The organism is Mycobacterium sp. G7A2 (assembly GCF_041902445.1).
Classification (GTDB): domain Bacteria; phylum Actinomycetota; class Actinomycetes; order Mycobacteriales; family Mycobacteriaceae; genus Mycobacterium.
Window position 1 is genome coordinate 5,388,733 of sequence record NZ_CP169251.1, and the last position, 16,504, is coordinate 5,405,236.

17 protein-coding genes and 1 riboswitch are annotated in these 16,504 nt (G+C 71.2%); of the genes, 6 read left to right on the forward strand and 11 right to left on the reverse strand.

The window, feature by feature from the left end:
- Positions 1-5 precede the first annotated feature (5 nt).
- Together ACEWX3_RS25655 and ACEWX3_RS25660 are read left to right on the forward strand one after the other, a co-directional pair.
- The gene (locus ACEWX3_RS25655; protein WP_207068699.1) at positions 6-1,493 is read left to right on the forward strand and encodes an NAD(P)/FAD-dependent oxidoreductase; all 1,488 of its coding nucleotides are present in this window, start codon (positions 6-8) and stop codon (positions 1,491-1,493) included.
- Between the two features lie 44 nt (positions 1,494-1,537).
- Positions 1,538-1,780: a hypothetical protein gene (locus ACEWX3_RS25660; protein ID WP_221350936.1), complete on the forward strand. Its 243-nt coding sequence runs from the start codon at positions 1,538-1,540 to the stop codon at positions 1,778-1,780.
- Here the strand turns inward: ACEWX3_RS25660 and ACEWX3_RS25665 are convergent.
- Positions 1,747-2,997 (reverse strand): TetR/AcrR family transcriptional regulator, encoded by a 1,251-nt coding sequence (locus tag ACEWX3_RS25665; protein WP_374158073.1) that lies wholly within the window; start codon positions 2,995-2,997, stop codon positions 1,747-1,749. The two genes, ACEWX3_RS25660 and ACEWX3_RS25665, sit on opposite strands and share 34 nt — an antisense overlap.
- Before the next feature lie 23 nt (positions 2,998-3,020).
- Here ACEWX3_RS25665 and ACEWX3_RS25670 point away from each other — a divergent pair, with 23 nt between their 5' ends.
- Both ACEWX3_RS25670 and ACEWX3_RS25675 read left to right on the forward strand, forming a co-directional pair.
- Complete coding sequence (locus ACEWX3_RS25670) at positions 3,021-4,259, forward strand: APC family permease (protein WP_374158074.1); 1,239 nt, start codon at positions 3,021-3,023, stop codon at positions 4,257-4,259.
- A gap of 14 nt (positions 4,260-4,273) precedes the next feature.
- The gene (locus ACEWX3_RS25675; protein ID WP_374159958.1) at positions 4,274-5,551 is read left to right on the forward strand and encodes a uracil-xanthine permease family protein; all 1,278 of its coding nucleotides are present in this window, start codon (positions 4,274-4,276) and stop codon (positions 5,549-5,551) included.
- On the opposite strand, the gene ACEWX3_RS25680 is transcribed toward ACEWX3_RS25675, so the two are convergent.
- From ACEWX3_RS25680 to thiO, 9 genes are all read right to left on the reverse strand, one after another.
- Positions 5,505-6,935, reverse strand: coding sequence for a M20/M25/M40 family metallo-hydrolase (locus ACEWX3_RS25680; protein WP_374158075.1), 1,431 nt, complete (start codon positions 6,933-6,935; stop codon positions 5,505-5,507). The genes ACEWX3_RS25675 and ACEWX3_RS25680 overlap by 47 nt on opposite strands.
- A gap of 26 nt (positions 6,936-6,961) precedes the next feature.
- Positions 6,962-8,470 (reverse strand): M28 family metallopeptidase, encoded by a 1,509-nt coding sequence (locus tag ACEWX3_RS25685; protein ID WP_374158076.1) that lies wholly within the window; start codon positions 8,468-8,470, stop codon positions 6,962-6,964.
- 9 nt (positions 8,471-8,479) lie between these two features.
- A complete protein-coding gene (locus ACEWX3_RS25690) occupies positions 8,480-9,400 on the reverse strand; it encodes an alpha/beta fold hydrolase (RefSeq protein WP_374158077.1) in 921 nt (306 codons plus the stop codon).
- Positions 9,390-10,109, reverse strand: a complete 720-nt coding sequence (locus tag ACEWX3_RS25695; RefSeq protein WP_374158078.1) for an ABC transporter permease — start codon at positions 10,107-10,109, stop codon at positions 9,390-9,392. Before ACEWX3_RS25695 ends, ACEWX3_RS25690 begins: the two co-directional genes overlap by 11 nt.
- Positions 10,106-11,011, reverse strand: a complete 906-nt coding sequence (locus ACEWX3_RS25700) for an ABC transporter ATP-binding protein (RefSeq protein ID WP_374158079.1) — start codon at positions 11,009-11,011, stop codon at positions 10,106-10,108. Before ACEWX3_RS25700 ends, ACEWX3_RS25695 begins: the two co-directional genes overlap by 4 nt.
- Positions 11,008-11,766: an SGNH/GDSL hydrolase family protein gene (locus ACEWX3_RS25705; protein ID WP_374158080.1), complete on the reverse strand. Its 759-nt coding sequence runs from the start codon at positions 11,764-11,766 to the stop codon at positions 11,008-11,010. The genes ACEWX3_RS25700 and ACEWX3_RS25705 overlap by 4 nt, the downstream gene beginning before the upstream one ends.
- On the reverse strand, positions 11,763-12,518 hold the full coding sequence (locus ACEWX3_RS25710; RefSeq protein ID WP_374158081.1) for a thiazole synthase: 756 nt from the start codon (positions 12,516-12,518) through the stop codon (positions 11,763-11,765). The genes ACEWX3_RS25705 and ACEWX3_RS25710 overlap by 4 nt, the downstream gene beginning before the upstream one ends.
- Complete coding sequence (gene thiS, locus ACEWX3_RS25715) at positions 12,511-12,708, reverse strand: sulfur carrier protein ThiS (RefSeq protein ID WP_221350132.1); 198 nt, start codon at positions 12,706-12,708, stop codon at positions 12,511-12,513. The genes ACEWX3_RS25710 and thiS overlap by 8 nt, the downstream gene beginning before the upstream one ends.
- Entirely contained in the window at positions 12,705-13,718 is a 1,014-nt protein-coding gene (thiO, locus tag ACEWX3_RS25720) for a glycine oxidase ThiO (RefSeq protein WP_374158082.1), read from the reverse strand. The genes thiS and thiO overlap by 4 nt, the downstream gene beginning before the upstream one ends.
- Positions 13,709-13,818, reverse strand: a riboswitch (TPP riboswitch). Its footprint overlaps the gene before it by 10 nt.
- A 36-nt stretch (positions 13,819-13,854) precedes the next feature.
- Here thiO and thiE point away from each other — a divergent pair.
- Positions 13,855-14,544 (forward strand): thiamine phosphate synthase, encoded by a 690-nt coding sequence (thiE, locus tag ACEWX3_RS25725; protein ID WP_207068710.1) that lies wholly within the window; start codon positions 13,855-13,857, stop codon positions 14,542-14,544.
- Here thiE and ACEWX3_RS25730 read toward each other — a convergent pair.
- The gene (locus ACEWX3_RS25730) at positions 14,528-15,019 is read right to left on the reverse strand and encodes an NUDIX hydrolase (RefSeq protein ID WP_207068711.1); all 492 of its coding nucleotides are present in this window, start codon (positions 15,017-15,019) and stop codon (positions 14,528-14,530) included. The two genes, thiE and ACEWX3_RS25730, sit on opposite strands and share 17 nt — an antisense overlap.
- A gap of 163 nt (positions 15,020-15,182) precedes the next feature.
- Here ACEWX3_RS25730 and glnX point away from each other — a divergent pair, with 163 nt between their 5' ends.
- Entirely contained in the window at positions 15,183-16,502 is a 1,320-nt protein-coding gene (glnX, locus tag ACEWX3_RS25735; protein WP_207068712.1) for a protein kinase G-activating protein GlnX, read from the forward strand.
- Positions 16,503-16,504: the final 2 nt, after the last annotated feature.

Below are 16,504 nucleotides of genomic sequence, written 5' to 3' on the forward strand. Positions count from 1 at the left end.
TACGCATGACTTCGGAGCACTTCGACGCGGTCATCGTGGGCGCCGGCTTCGCCGGAATCGGCGCCGCCATCCAGCTCAAACGGATGGGCTACGAGAACTTCGTCATCCTCGACCGCGAGGACGATCTGGGCGGTACGTGGCACGTCAACCACTACCCGGGCCTGGCGGTGGACGTCCCCACCACCACGTACTCCTACTTCTTCGAGCCGAACCCGAACTGGTCCCGGCTGTTCTCCACCGGAGCGGAGATCAAGCAGTACGCCGGTGACGTGGCCGACAAGTACGACGTGCGCCGCCACATGCGGTTCAGCACCGTCGTCGAGAGCGCCCGCTGGGACGAGGAAGCTGCACTGTGGCGGGTGGCGCTGGCCGGCGGCGAGACGGTGTCGGCCCGGTTCCTGTTCACCGCGACGGGCTTCCTGTCCCAGCCGCACATGCCCGACATCCCCGGCATCACCGGCTTCGACGGCCGGGTGATCCACACCACGGCCTGGGATGACGCCTATGACCCCACCGGCCAGCGGGTCGGCATCATCGGGACCGGCGCCACCGCGGTGCAGCTCATCCCCGAACTGGCCAAGAAGGCGGCCGAGCTGACGGTGTACCAGCGCACCCCGATCTGGGTGGTGCCGAAGGTCGACTTCCGGTTCTCCGAACGGGCCAAGCGGCTGTTCGCCCGTTTTCCGCTGACCCAGCGGGCCATCCGCGCCGTCACCGACGCCGTCTACGAGTTCATGGTGTCGGTCGGAGTGGTGCACTACAAGAACACCCGGGGCCGGTTCAACATCGCCGCCGGTGACCTCGCCAAGATGCACCGGTTCGCCACGATCCGCGACAAGGACCTGCGCGCCAAGCTCACCCCGGACTACGACTTCGGCTGCAAGCGTCCGACGTTCTCCAACAGCTATTACCGCACCTTCACCAAGCCGCACGTCCACCTGCAGGACAGCGGCATCGCACGGATCGAGTCCGACGGCGTCGTCGCCGTCGACGGCACCAAGACCGTCATCGACACCCTGGTGCTGGCCACCGGTTTCGATCTGTGGGAAGCCAACTTCCCCGCCATCGAGGTCATCGGCCGGGGCGGCCGCAATCTGGGGAAGTGGTGGCGCGACACCCGGTTCCAGGCCTACCAGGGTGTGACGATGCCGCAGTTCCCCAACTTCATGTCGCTGGCCAGCCCGTACGCCTTCCTCGGGTTGAACTTCTTCAACACGATGGAATACCAGATGCGACACATGGACCGCGTTTTCGGTGAACTGCAACGCCGCGGCGCGACGACGTTCGAGGTCACCGAGGACGCCAACAGCAGGTACCTGGACCGGATGACCGAACTGCTGGGCGACTCGCTGTTCACCACCGGCGACTGCGCTTCGGCACGGTCGTACTATTTCAATCCCAGCGGGGAACCCACCCTGCTGCGCCCGACCTCGACTCGCAAGGCGATCCAGGAAGCCTCCGACTTCCCGCTGAGCGATTACCGGATGAGCTAGGAGACGTCGTGACCGAAGTGGGGACCGAGAGCAAATCGCGCGGGATGACGATCGCCGGCATCGTGCTCGCGCTCACCGGGCTGTCGCATTTCGTCGCACCGCAGCTCTACGAGGGCCTGACCAAGTCGGCGTTTCCGACCGACACCCGCCAGCACGTCTACATCGACGGCGGCATCGAGACCGCTGTGGGACTGGGCCTGGCGGTGCGCAAGACCCGCAAGCTCGCCGTGCTCGGCCTGCTCGCCTACCTGGTCTACATGGGCGTGAACGTCGCCCGTAACCGGTAGTCCCCCAGCAGGACCGCTTCCACCAGTCGATTCACCACCGCGCGCGCCTGCGCGGCGTCGGGGTGGCGCTGCAGCCGGCCGAGGTCGATGACCAACGCCATGGCCGCGTGCACCGCGAACCGCGCCTGCGCCGGCGACCACTGCGGACGCACCGCGACCACCAGCTCGACCCACGACTCGACGACCGAACGCTGCAGGTCGTGCACGATGCGTTGGTCGGCGGCGCTCATGTTGAGCCGTTCGGTGTAGTAGACGTACTCGAGCTCCGGCTGGTCGAACGTGCGCGCCACGTAGCTGTCGATCACGGCGGAGAGCGCCTCGTGCGGGTCGGCGGCGGAGGCGACGACGGTGGCGAGCTCGCCGGAGACCCGATCCGACGCCCGACGGAACACCGCGGCCAGGATGTCGCCTTTGCCGGAGAAGTACTTGTAGATACCGGATGCCGGTATCCCGACCGCCGACGCGATGTCCTCCATCCCCGTGTCGCGGTAGCCGTGGCGGTGGAACAGGGTCAGCGACTCCCGCAGCAGCGCTTCGTATGTCGACGGGTCGGGCGCCGGAGCGCGGGACGCAGCAGGAGGTTCGGCCGGTACCGGTTCGTCGGACAGTTCGACGGCAGCCACCGCAGCGGCCAGCTCGATCAGCAGCTCACGGGCCGAGGCGGCCGGGAGCTTGGCACGGTGGTCGACAATGCTGCCCACCACCGACAGCACCGCCGTCGACAGGGTCAGGTACTGCCGGTGGGTCAACCCGGGCCGCAGCCGGGCCAGCGGCCGGTGGATGCGGTCGTGCACGGTGCCGATCTGGGCGAGCAGCTGGGCCTGGTCGGCGTCGTCGAGATACCGCCCCTCCCAGCGGTACAACCCGCCCGAGGTCCGGTTGGCCAGGGCGACGTCGACCAGCGCGCCGACGAGGGCGTCGAACTGCTGCCGAGCATCCTCGTCGTCAGCGCCGTCGAGATCTGAGGTGCCGTCGAGATCAGCAGTGCCGTCGACGAGCTGACCGCCCAGGCCGAGTACCGCACCGCGGAACAGCTCGTACTTGCCGGCGTAGTGCCGGTACAACGCCGCCGCCGAGATGCCGACGCGCGCGGCGATGGCCTCCATGCTGACACCGTGGTAGCCGTGTTCACTGAACGCCTCCGCCGCCGCGCGCGCGATCTGGGCTTTCCGGTCCTTGGGCCGGCGGCGGATCTCCGCGCTGGCGTTGCGCGCCATGGCAACCACGATATCGTGAGGCCGTGACGACCCCCGGCGAGCCGGCACTGCGCCGGCGGCTCGGGCTGTTCGACACGGTCACCCTGGGCCTGGGCTCGATGATCGGGGCGGGCATCTTCGTCGCGCTCGCGCCGGCCGCCGCCGCGGCGGGCACCGGGCTGCTGGTCGGGTTGGCCCTCGCCGGGGTGGTGGCCACCTGCAACGCGATGTCCTCGGCGTGGCTGGCGGCCCGCTACCCGCAATCGGGCGGCACCTACGTCTACGGTCGCGAGCGGCTCGGCCCCTTCTGGGGGCACACCGCGGGGTGGAGCTTCGTCGTCGGCAAGACCGCGTCGTGCGCCGCGATGGCGCTGACGGTCGGCTACTACGCCTGGCCGCAGTACGCGCATGCGGTGGCGGTCGCCGCGGTCGTCGCGCTGACCGCCGTCGGCTACGCCGGCGTCCAGCGCTCGGCGTTACTCACCCGGGTCATCGTGGCCGTGGTGCTGGCGGTGCTGGCGGTCGTCGTCACGGTGTTGCTGGGCTTCGGCGGCGCTGATGCGTCGCGGTTGACGCTGGGTGGTGACGTCACCGCGTACGGGGTGCTGCAGGCGGCCGGGTTGATGTTCTTCGCCTTCGCCGGATACGCCCGCATCGCCACGCTCGGCGAAGAGGTGGCCGACCCGGAGAAAACCATCCCCCGCGCCATCCCGATCGCGCTGGCCATCACGCTGGTGGTCTACGCCCTGGTGGCCGTCGCGGTGCTGGCCGAACTGGGTGCCGCCGGTCTGGCCGGCTCACAGGCCCCGCTGTCGGATGCGGTGCGCGCGGCCGGGTTCGGTGTGCTCGAACCGGTGGTCGGGGTGGCGGCGGCGATCGGCGCGCTGGGCGCGCTGCTCGCGCTGCTGCTGGGGGTGTCCCGCACGACGCTGGCGATGGCCCGCGACCGTCATCTGCCGCACGTGTTGGCCGCGGTGCATCCGCGCCACCGCACACCGCACCGGGCCGAGCTCGCGGTCGGCGCTGCCGTCGCGGTGCTGGCCGCCGTCGTCGATCTGGGCAGCGCGATCGGGTTATCGTCGTTCGGGGTGCTGTTGTACTACGCGATCGCCAACGCCTCGGCGCTGACGCTGGGTCGGCGGGTACTGCCCGCCATCGGTCTCGTCGGCTGCCTGACGCTGGCAGCGACACTGCCGCTGACGTCGGTACTCGCCGGCGCCGTCGTGGTCGCAGTGGGGATGATCAGCTACTCCGCTGGCGCCCGCCGCCGACATGGTGTGTAGTCGCTGTCGTGCCTGTGCCGCTGACCTGGACCCGCGTCGACACCCGCGCCGATCATGACTTCGTCGTCGCCCCCGGCGAGCGGCTGAGCTGGCCACGCACCATCGGGCTCGGCGCCCAGCACGTGGTCGCGATGTTCGGCGCCACCTTCCTGGTGCCGGTGCTGACCGGTTTCCCGCCCGCCACGACGCTGCTGTTCTCCGGTATCGGGACCATCTTGTTCCTGCTGATCACCGGCAACCGGCTGCCGAGCTATCTGGGCTCGAGCTTCTCGGTGCTGGCACCCGTGCTCGGTGCGATGGGCAGCGCGGGCCCCGGCGGCGCGCTCGGCGGCATCGTCGCCGTCGGGCTGTCGCTGATCCTCATCGGTGCCGTCGTGCACGTGGCGGGCACCCATTGGCTCGACATGGTGCTGCCGCCGGTGGTGACGGGCGCGGTCGTCGCGCTGATCGGGTTCAACCTGGCGCCCACCGCCAAGACCAATTTCGAGGCCGACCCGCTCGTCGCGTTCGTCACGCTGGTGCTGCTGGTGGCGGTGCTGGCGGTGTTCCGCGGCATGATCGGCCGGCTGGCGATCTTCCTGGCCGTGGCGGCCGGCTACGTGCTGGCGTTGTTCCTCGGCCGGGTGGACACCTCCGCGATCGCGGCCGCGCCGTGGATCGGGTTGCCGGAGTTCCAGACTCCCACGTTCGCGTGGTCGGTGCTGCCGTTGTTCCTGCCCGCGGTCATCGCGCTGGTCGCCGAGAACATCGGCCACGTCAAGTCCGTCGCGCAGATGACCCGCACCGACCTGGACCCGCTGATGGGTCGTGCGCTGGCGGCCGACGGGGTGGCCACCACCCTGGCCGGTCTGGGCGGCGGCTCGGCCACCACCACCTACGCCGAGAACATCGGGGTGATGGCGGCGACGCGCATCTACTCGACCGCGGCGTACTGGGTCGCTGCCCTGGTGGCGATCGGGTTGGCGTTGTGCCCCAAGGTGGGTGCGGTGATCTCGGCGGTCCCGGCCGGGGTGCTGGGCGGGGCGACGGTGGTGCTCTACGGTTTGGTCGGCATCGTCGGAATCCGGATCTGGCTGACCAACCGCGTCGACTTCACCCTGCCGATCAACCAGATGACCGCGGCCATCCCGCTGGTCATCGGCATCGCCGACTTCGTGTGGACGCCGGGGCCGCTGAAGTTCACCGGGATCGCACTGGGTTCCATCGCCGCGCTGCTGGTCTACCACGGCATGAGGCTGCTGGGGTTCAGGGCGTCCGGTGATCGCGCTGATCCCGCGCCGGCACCCCATTGACACCGCCGATCTGCTGGGCGTAGACGCCCACGGCGAACGCCACCGTCGAGCCCATCACCGCCAACGCGTCGCGGTCGATGTTGTCGAGGGTGTCGCGCGGGGTGTGATAGTCGGGGTCGAACGCCACCCCGGCCTGGCCACCCCACAACCGTTGCTGGACCTCGGTTTTGCGTTGTGACGAGCCGGTGGTGACCCCGCCGATGGGGATACCGGCGATCATGAACGGCGCGTAGTCGGTGGTGCGGCCCAACGGGATGTCGGCCGGTCGGACCCCCGCGGTGTTCAGCCGGGCAGCCAGCGTGCGCTCGATGCCCGCCGATCCCGGCGGTACGGGCCGCGGCGCGGTCTGCGCGGACTCGTCGCCGTCATCGGTGAAGTACCCCGCATTCGGTGAACCGATCACGTCGACGTTCAGATACAGCGCGATGTCGGCGAGTTGGCCCTCGTCCAGTGATCGCAGATAGTTCCGCGACCCCTCCAGCCCGATCTCCTCGGCGCCCCAGAACGCGAACCGGACCGCGTTGGAGATCTGCGGGCGCGCACCCAGCTGCGTCGCGGTTTCCAGCACGGCGGCCACGCCCGAGCCGTTGTCGTTGATGCCCGGCCCCGAACGCACACTGTCCAGATGCGCGCCGACCATCACCACGTTGCTCGGATCACCGGTCTTGGTCTGGGCGATGACGTTTCGCGACGTCGTCATCACCGGTTCGTTGTCCAGTTCCAGCCGCACCGGGGCGCTGGTGCGCCGCAGCGCCGCGTCGGCCTCGGTGTCGATGATCCCGACCGGCAGCGTCAACTGGCGGTAGTAACTCGGCGGGAACAGTCCGGTCGGCGCTCCCGTCGGCCGCGCCGGGCTCGCCTCGCTGACCACGAGCATCCCGACCGCGCCCTGCGCCAGGGCCACGTTCTGCTTGTCGACGATGGAACAACCGGTGTCGTCGACGACGGTGATGGCGCCCTTGACGGTCATGGCGCCGTAGTCGGCGGCAGAGCAGCCGGCGAAGCGGGGTGGCCGCAGCGTGATCGCGCGCAACCCGCCCGGCGGTGTGGTCACCAGCAGCGAGGCCTGAGTGACGCGGTGGGTGCGGCCCGACACCGTCAGCGCCGGATCACCGCCCACCGCACCGGAAAGCCTTTGGAATTCCGGGGTTTCGACGTCGAAACCGTGTTCGCGCAGCGTGTTCGCCACATAGTCGACGCTGCTCTGGAAGCCGGGACTGCCGTCGGCCCGGTTCCCGTCGTGCTCGTCGGCGATGTCCTGCAGCTCGGCGAGGTGGCCGTAGACGGCGTCGATGCCGACACTGTCGGCCAGCTCGGCCGGCGCCACGGGGTCCGGGGCGCCCGAGCAGGCGGCGACCAGGAGCACCACGGCCACCAGGGCCACCAGGACTGTTGCCGACGGACGCGCTCTCACGAGTCGGTGAGCGGGTGCCGGGTGCGGTCGTCGCGGATCGGTACGCCGTTGCGCCCCCGTTGATCCTGGGCGTACAGGCCCACCGAGAAGGCCACCCCGCCGCCGTTGATGTCCATCGCGGTGCGGTCGATGTTGTCGAAGGTGTCGGTGTCCTTGTGGTAGTTCGGGTCGAACTTCGCCCCGGCCTCGCCGCCCCAGACATCGGCCTGTTGCTGCGTCTTCTCCGCCTCAGCACCCGAGAACAGGCCTCCGGCAGGCACTCCCGAGCGGGTGAAGGCGTCGTAGTCGGAGCGGCCGTCGAACGACGAGTCCTCGGCGGGCTTTCCCGCGCGGTCGAGGTAGCCGACCAGGGTGCGTTCGATGCCGGCTGAGCCTTCCGGGACCCGCGGCACGCCCGCGCCGCGGATGATCGTGGACTGGTCGCCGTCGAGGGTGAAGTAGCCGGGGTTCGGCGAGCCGAGCATGTCGAAGTTCAGATACAGCGCGATGTCCTGCAGCGCCTCGTTGTCCAGGGATTCGACGTAGTTCGACGATCCGAGCAGCCCGTATTCCTCGGCACCCCAGAAGCCGAACCGCACCGCGTTGTTGACCGGCGGCGAACTACCCAGCTGCAGCGCGGTTTCCAGCACCGCGGCGACCCCGGATCCGTTGTCGTTGATGCCCGGGCCGTCGGCCACGCTGTCGAGATGGGCGCCGACCATGACGACGTCGCTGGTCGAACCGGTCGCCGTCTGCGCGATCACATTGCGGGTGGTCTCCTGCCGCACACCGGCGTTGAGCCGCAGCGAGACGGGGACCCCCGCCTGCCCGCGGATCTGCCCGCCGACGTCCTGGGTGACCGAGACGACGGGGATCCGCACGTCGGTCTGCTCACCGAGCGTGCCGCCCATGCGCTCTTCGTCGACGTTGTCGGCCACGATCAGCGCCACCGCGCCGCGCTCGGCGGCGACGGCCTGCTTCGCGCCGAACGGACATGATCCGCGGTCGACGAGGACGACGGCGCCCTGCACCGGCAACCCGTCGTAGTCGTCGGCGGTGCAGCCGGGGGTGTCGTCGACCGGGGCCGCCACCAGCGGCCCGGACGCCCCGTCCGGCGGCGTGCCGATGGTGTACTCCAGCGGCCTGGCCTCCACCGCACCGCCCGCGACCGTCAGCGCGGGTTCGTCGGCCCACGGCAGCCGCACCTCGAACTCGGGGGTCTGCACGTCGAATCCCTTGTCCCGCAGGGCATCGGCGACATAGTCGACACTGGCGTCGAAACCAGGGGTGCCGAGCGCGCGGTTGCCGTCGTGGGCATCGGCGATGTCCTGCAACGCCCTCAGATGGCCCATCGTGGCGTCGACGGTGACGCTGCGGCGCAGTTCCTCGGCGAAGCGGGTGGCTTCGGCCGGGTCGGGCGCCGGCAGCGGTACCGGCTCCACCTCGCGGCCACACCCGCTGATCACGGCGACCAGCGCGATGATGAGCGCCACCGCCGCCGTCCCGGGCCGTCCTGTCCGTGTCACGCCACCACGTTAGCGCGCGTCCGAGCGGTCCCCGAGATAGCGCAGCACGGCCTCGGCGGCGGCCTGCGGTTCCTCGATCTGCAGGAAATGTCCCGCGGTGGGCAATGTGTGCACCTGGCTGCCGGCGGGCAGCACGTCACCGAGCGTCGCGGCGTAGTCGGCGATCATCGCGCCGTCCTGAGCGCCCTGCAGGTGCAGGATCGGCACCCGCGGCACGGCGAAGCGGTAGGAGTGCAGGTCGGCATAGCGGGCGGTCGGCCGCGACGGCCGGACCATGGCCCGGTAGTAGCCCACCGCGGCGCGCCGGTGCGCGGCGCTGGGAAGCGCGGCCAGCGCGGCGTCGAGTTCCGCGTCGGTCGGGAATCCGGGCGGGCCCCAGTCGCGCCAGAGCCGGGGGATGATCCGCGGGAGCAGACGCTCGGGCAGCCCGGGCAGCTGGAAGAACAGGATGTACCAGCTGTTGCGCAGCTGGCGGGGAGCCATCCGCAGCTGCCGGGTCAGCGCACCGCGCGACCGGTTGATCGCCCCGACCGGGGGCACGGCCATGGTGATGTGCTCGGCGAACGGCGAATCCGGGTAGGCGGCCAGGGCGCTGGTGGTGAACGCACCCCAGTCGTGGCCGATCAGCACCGCGTCGGGCGGGGCGCCCAGCTCCCGGTACACCGCCAGCGCGTCGTACATCAACGCCCCGATCTGGTAGTCCCCGTCGGGTGCGGGACCGGTGGGTGCGTAGCCCCGCGAGAACGGCGCGACCACCCGCAAACCCTGCTCGGCGAGCAGCGGCGCCATACCCTGCCAGCCCCAGGCGCTGTCGGGGAAACCGTGCAGGCACAGCACGAGCCGGCCGTCGGGTGGCCCCCAGGACAGCGCGGCGACGTCCAGGTGCGGCAGGGTCAGCGTCAGCGGCTGCGCGGGCGATTCAGGCGTCACGACGGTTCATTGTGCCAACGGCGACGGCGAACACGGCCGCGACGACGGCGGCGAAGTATCCCAGCGACCCCCACTCGCCCCACGGCATGTCGTAGGCGGGGAACAGCCAGGACACGTCGAGGAACCGCAACGCGTTCGCGAACGGCAGGTACGGCCCGATCCGCGCGCCGTGCCCCGGCAGGTTGCCCAGCAGTGGTTCGACGAGCAGCGGCCACAGCAACAGCACCGTGACCGCTCCGGCGGTGTGCCGCACCAGCGCGGCCACCGCCACGCCGAGCACCGCGGCCAGAGCCGCGTAGAGCCCGATGGCGCCGGTGGCACGCCACAGCCCGGGCCCGTCGGCGCGCCCCACCAGGACAGCGCCGATCGTCATCAGGGCCGCGGCGCCCCCGCAGAACGCCGCGGCGACGACGGCTTTGGCCCCCAGCACCGCGGTGCGGTTCGGGGCCGCCATCAGCGTGGTCCGCATCAGGCCGGTGCGGTACTCGCCGGTCACCGTCATCGCGGCGACGACCATCAGCACCGGCACGCCGAACACCGCGACGCCGAGCACCGCGGACGTCACGGTCAGCCCGCGGTAGCTCGCCGCCGCCTGCAGCGCGGCCACCGCGAAACTCAGCAGCGCCGCCGCCGCGGTCGCCCACAGCGGTGAGCGCAGCGTGGTGAGCTTGATCCGTTCGGCGTCGACCACCGCCACGAAACGCGTCATCCGGGGCTCCCCCGGTAGACGGTGGCGTCGTCGGTGGACGACAGGTAGGCCTGCTCCAGCGACACCTCCTGTGAGCTCAACTCGTGCAGCGCCAGGGAATGCCGGGCGGCCAGCTCGCCGACCGCATCGGTGCTGGTGTCGTGCACGCTCAGTGCGTCGGGCGTGGCGTCCACGGTCAGGCCGGCGTCCACGAGCACCGCGCGTAGCTGCTCGAGGTGCGGGCTGCGGACCCGCACGGTGGCAGCGCCGCAGCGGCTGACGAACTCGCCGACCGTGGTCGACGCGATGAGCCGGCCCCTGCCGATCACGACCAGCCGGTCGGCGGTGTTGGACATCTCGGCGAGCAGATGGCTGGAGACGAACACGGTGCGGCCCTCGCCGGCCAGCGTGCGCATCAGTGTGCGCACCCAGTGGATACCCTCGGGGTCCAGGCCGTTGACCGGCTCGTCGAACAACAGCACAGGTGGGTCGCCCAGCAGGGCCGCGGCGATGCCGAGACGCTGGCTCATCCCGAGCGAGAGCGTGCCGGCCCGGGCGCCGGCCACCGCGGAGATTCCGACCATCTCGAGGACCTCGTCGACGCGGCGACGCGGGATGCGGTTGGTCGCGGCCATCCAGCGCAGGTGGTTGCGCACCGAACGGTTCGGGTGCACCTGCCGCGCGTCGAGCAGCGCGCCGACGCTGCGCAGCGGGTCGGTCAGCTGCCGGTAGGACCTGCCGTCGATCGTCGCCGAGCCCGACGTGGGGTGGTCCAGTCCCAGGATCATCCGCATCGTGGTGGTCTTGCCCGCGCCGTTGGGGCCGAGGAATCCGGTCACCACGCCCGGTTCGATGGTGCAGGTCAGGTTGTCGACGGCGCGGGTGCTTGCGTAGTCCTTGGTCAGGTCGCGCAGCTCGATCATCGCAGCGCCCCCACGATCAGGTCCGCGACGGCCTGCATGCCCTGGGCGTTGGGGTGCAGCGGCGCGGGACGGCCCGGGACCGGCAGCCCTGGGCGGGTGGTCCAGGGTTGGGAGGACCAGGCGTGGTGCTCGACGCTGGCCTCCGCAGCGCGCACCAGACCCGCCCCCGTCGCCTCGGCGGCGGCTGCGGTGGCGCGCCGCAACGCCGCGGCCACGCGGCGCCCCAGCGCGACGTCGGAGTCGGCGAGCGGCGGCGCCGGGCCCGCGGGCGGCAGCAGCGTCAGGTAGTCGACGAACAGCACCGTGGCCTGCGGCGCACGGGATCGCACGGTCCGCCCGACCTCGACGAGCGCCGCCTCCACGTCGGTCAGTGCCCGCTCCCGCGCCTCGGGGTCGAGCAGATCGCGCAGACGGCTGCCCAGCAGCGGCACCGACAGCGTCCAGCGCGGCAGGCTCGCCGCGAACAGCAGGGGCACATATCCGACGTCGTTGCCGCCGATGGTCACCGTCACCAGCGTCTCCGTGCCGTCGAGCGCCTCGATCTGGGGCCGGGCGCCCCGCTGGGTGTCGGTCAGCACGTGCGCGGTCGTCGCGCCCGAATACGTTACGTCGACCAGGTCGAGGGCCAGGGCGGAGGCGACCAGGTGCGGGTAGTTGCGCGCCGAGCGTTGCGCCGCCCTGGGCGAGCCGTCGGCGCGCGGTGCGATACCGGGCCCGGCCGCCATGGAACTACCCAGCGCGACATACCGTTTCACGACAGCGCCGGGCTGGACGCCTGAGCCCAGAACCGTTTCGGGATACGCCCGGCTCCCCGGGCCAGGTGCCCGGCCTTCACCGCCGCGGCCATCGCCGCCGCCATGGCCGGTGGATCCGCGGCGCGGGTCACCGCGGTGGCCAGCAGGACCGCGTCGCATCCCAGCTCCATCGCCAGCGCGGCGTCGCTGGCGGTGCCGATGCCGGCGTCCAGGATCACCGGCACGCCGGCCTGTTCGACGATCATCTCGATATTGTGCGGGTTGGCGATGCCCAGCCCGGTGCCGATCGGTGAGCCCAGCGGCATCACGGCCGCACAGCCGGTGTCTTCGAGCCGGCGCGCGAGAACCGGGTCGTCGTTGGTGTAGGGCAGCACCGTGAAGCCGTCGTCGACCAATTGCTCTGCCGCCCTGACCAGTTCGACCGCGTCGGGCAGCAGGGTCCGTTCGTCGGCGATCACCTCGAGCTTGACCCAGTCGGTCTGCAGCGCCTCGCGGGCCAGTTGGGCGGTCAGCACCGCCTCGGCCGCGCCGCGGCATCCCGCCGTGTTGGGCAGCGCGGTGATGCCGAGCCGGGTGAGCACTTCGAGAACTCCGGTGCCGCCGTCGGCGTCCACTCGTCGCAGCGCGACGGTGGTCAGCTCGGTCTGCGAGGCGCGCAACGCGGCTTCGAGTACCGCCAGGTTGGCCGCCCCGCCGGTGCCCAGGATCAGCCGGGACCCGAATTCGCGGCCGGCGATGGTCAGCTCAGCCACCTTGCACCGCCGTCACCACGTCGATCTTCGCACCGTCCGGCACCGTGGTGCCCCACTGTGAGCGCGGCAGCACCGACAGGTCCACCGCGACCGCAATCCCTTTGTCCGGGAAGCCGAGCCGCGTCAGCAGTCCGCCGACCGTGGTCGGGCCGTCGAGCTCCACCGCCTCGTCGTTCACCGTGACTTTCAACCTCGCACCTCCGCACCTCTCATCGCCGTCAACTCCAAGGCCACCGTCTCTGCGGTCCACGGCGCCAGCAGGAACCCGGAACGCCCGTGCCCGGTGGCCACCAGCGTGCGTTCGTCGAGGCGGCCGACGACGGGCAGATTGTCCGGGGTCATCGGCCGCAGACCGGCCGCACATTCGGCGAACTCGTACTCGCCCAGCGCGGGCAGCACCGCGCACGCGTCGTCGAGCAGGTCCCGGACACCGCCGACGGTCGGCGCCGTGTCGCGGCCGTGCTCGTACTGCGTCGCGCCCACCACCACGCCGTCGTGGCGGGGCACGAGATAGACCTGGCGACCGTGCACCCGGGCACGGATCACCCGATGCGGCATCGGCATACAGCCGCGGCGCCAGCGCAGCCGCAGCACCTCGCCCTTCACCGGGCGCACCGCCAACCCGGGCCACAACGCCGGCGCGTCGATGCCGTTGGCGATCACGACCGCGTCGGCGTCGTCGACCTCGGACAATTCCGCGACCGCGGGCGCCCACCGCACCCCCAGCCGGTCGCAGTGCGCGGAAAGTGCGTCGACCACCAGGCGGTTGTCGACCGCGAGTTCGGTGTCGGCGACGAAGCCGTGCCGGATGCCCTGGGCCAGAAGAGGTTCGACGTCGCGCGCCGTGGTCGTCGGGGTCACCGGGTGCCCCTGCGCCGACAGCCAGTCGGCCACCGTCTTGAGGTCGGCCGCGTCGGCCCGGTCCACGGCGACCACCAGCGACCCCCTCGCGGTCACCACCTCGGCCGGCAGGCCGTCGAGAAACCCCGAGTTCCACAGCTGCAGTGAGGCCAGCCCGATCTGCAGCAGACGCTCCTCACCGGGCCAGCCCTCGCTGTGCGGGGCGAGCATTCCGCCGGCCACCCAGGACGCCCCGCGTTCGGTGCTGCGGTGCACCCGGACAGCCCAGCCGTCCTGCGCCGCGCGACGCGCGACGGCCAAGCCGATCACGCCGCCGCCGATGACGGCCAGTGCGGACATGGTGATCTCCCTTCGCCGGCATGACCCGGATCAGGTGTGACGGTACGAGCGGCGCGCTCACTCTCAGCCCCCGTGGCCCGGGGCTCCCGTGTGGTCGGTTACCAGCCTACGTGCCGGCGGCACTAGCGTTCGACGTGTGCGTGAAGCCCCGAGCCCCGCGGCCACCCGACTGGGGACGGCGTCGCTGTATCTGTGCACCGACGCCCGCCGCGAACGCGGCGACCTGGCCCAATTCGCCGACGCCGCACTGGCCGGCGGCGTCGACATCATCCAGTTGCGGGACAAGGGTTCGGCGGGTGAACAGCGCTTCGGCCCGCTGGAGGCCCGTCAGGAGTTGGCGGCCCTGGCCATCCTGGCCGAGGCCGCGCGCCGGCACGGGGCGCTGCTGGCGGTCAACGACCGAGCCGACATCGCACGCGCCGCGGGCGCCGACATCCTGCACCTGGGTCAGGACGACCTGCCGTTGCCGCTGGCCCGCGACATCGTCGGCGACACGCTGATCGGCCGCTCCACGCACGACGTGGACCAGCTGCGCGCCGCGCTGGCCGACGGCCCGGAACAGCCGGACTACTTCTGCGTCGGGCCGTGCTGGCCGACACCGACCAAGCCGGGCCGGCACGCCCCGGGGCTCGACCTGGTCCGCGCCGCAGCCGCCACCGGCACCGACACGCCGTGGTTCGCGATCGGCGGCATCGACGCCGAACGGCTGCCCGACGTGCTGGCCGCGGGGGCGCGCCGCGTCGTGGTGGTGCGCGCCGTCACCGCCGCCGAGGATCCGGCCGCGGCGGCCCGAGCGCTGAAGGAACTGCTCAGCTCTGCGGATTGACCAGCAGCGGGATCTCCGCCGCGACGGTGCGCAGCCGCGCCCAACTGGCGGCGAACCCCGGATGCAGCGGCAGACCGGTGACGTCGTCCTCGACCACCCAGCGCAGCTCGGCGCTCTCCCGGTTGGGCACGGTGTCGAGTTGCTCGACGGCGTCGGCGATGACGGTCGTGTAGGTCCACCCGGTCACCTCCGCGGTCACCACGGTCGTGCGGACAGTGAGCTGATCGACCGCCAACCCGGCTTCCTCGTGGGCCTCGCGGACCGCGGCCTGCTCCGGGGTCTCGTGGCTGTCGCGGGCGCCGCCCGGCAACCCCCACGTGCCGCCCTGGTGACTCCACGGCGCCCGGTGCTGCAGCAACACCGCGGCGACGCCGCCGGGTCCGGGGGCCCGCAGCAGCAGACCGGCCGCGCCGTAGCGGCCCCAGTAGGCCGCGCCACTGGCCGACACCACCCAACCGTCACCGTCGCCGCGCACCCGTTCAGGATAGGTAACCGGTCGGCTGTGGGGTGATCTCGGGCTCGCCGGCGCCGCGAATCCCCCCGCGCCCTCCGATCAACTCTTAGACTTCTTTTATAGAGTGGGGGCCAGTCGGAACGACCGCCGGAAAGATCGAGCTCAAGATGGGGTCCGGGTAGACGTGACTGTGGAGTTGGCGCATCCATCGACCGAACCCCTCGCGTCGCGGTCGCCCACGACGCCGTCGCATCCGCGGTGGTGGTTCCTGTGGACCACCCCCGGACGGATCCTGTCCATCGGGTTCGTGCTCGCGGCACTGGTCATCGCCAGCGCGTTCGCGACGTCGACGACCATCAACAACCGCCAGGCGGCGCTGACCACCGTCCTCGACCACACCGAACCGCTGTCGTTCGCGGCGGGCCAGCTGTACACGACGCTGTCGGTCGCCGACGCCGCCGCCGCCACCGCGTTCATCGCCGGCACCGAGCCGCAACCCGTGCGGCAACGCTACGAGCAGGCCATCACCGACGCGGCCGTAGCCGTCACCCGGGCTTCGAGCGGGCTCACCGACGAACCGATGGTCCAGCTGCTGGGCCGCATCAACGCCCGGCTCGCCGTCTACACCGGGCTGGTCGAGACCGCCCGGACCAACAACCGGGCCGGCAATCCGGTCGGGTCGTCCTACCTGTCCGAGGCGTCGTCGATGATGCAGCAGGAGATCCTGCCCGACGCCCAGCGGCTCTACGAGGTCACCTCGGGGCGGGTGGACGCCGAGACCACCGCGTCCACGCGCATTCCGCTGCCGGTGATCCTGATCGTGCTCTCCACCCTGCTGTTCGGCGTGTTCGCCAACCGCTGGCTGGCCAAACGCACCCGACGACGGGTCAACATCGGCTTCGTCGCCGGCGGCATGGCGGTGCTGATCATGCTGATCTGGGTGGGCACCGCGCTGATCATCTCCACGGTCGACAGCCGCAGCGCCAAGGACACCGCCGCCGAGTCGCTCAAGACCATCACGTCGCTGGCGATCACCGCCCAGCAGGCCCGCGCCGACGAGACGCTGTCCCTGATCCGGCGCGGCGACGAGAACGTGCGCAAGCAGTCCTACTACCAGCGCATCGAGCAGATGCAGCAGCAGCTGGCGCAGTACCTGGCCCGCGAGGACTCGATCGACAAGGCCGACCTGGCCGACGCCCAGCAACTGCTCGAACGCTGGCGCGCGGCCGACGACCGGATCACCGCCTACATCGCGGTCGGCAACTATCAGGCCGCGACCCAGGTGGCCCTGGGCACCGGGGAGGACGACTCCACCCCGGCGTTCGACAAGCTGGACGAGGCGCTGAGCCAGGGCATCGAGCAGAGCCGCAACCAGCTGCGTTCCGACATCGTCAACGCGCGCCGGGTGCTGTCCGGCTCGACGGTGGGGGCTGCGGCGCTGAGTGTGGTGGCGGCGATCTCGGTCGCGCTGGGCATCTGGCCGCGACTCAGTGAGTACAGGTAGAA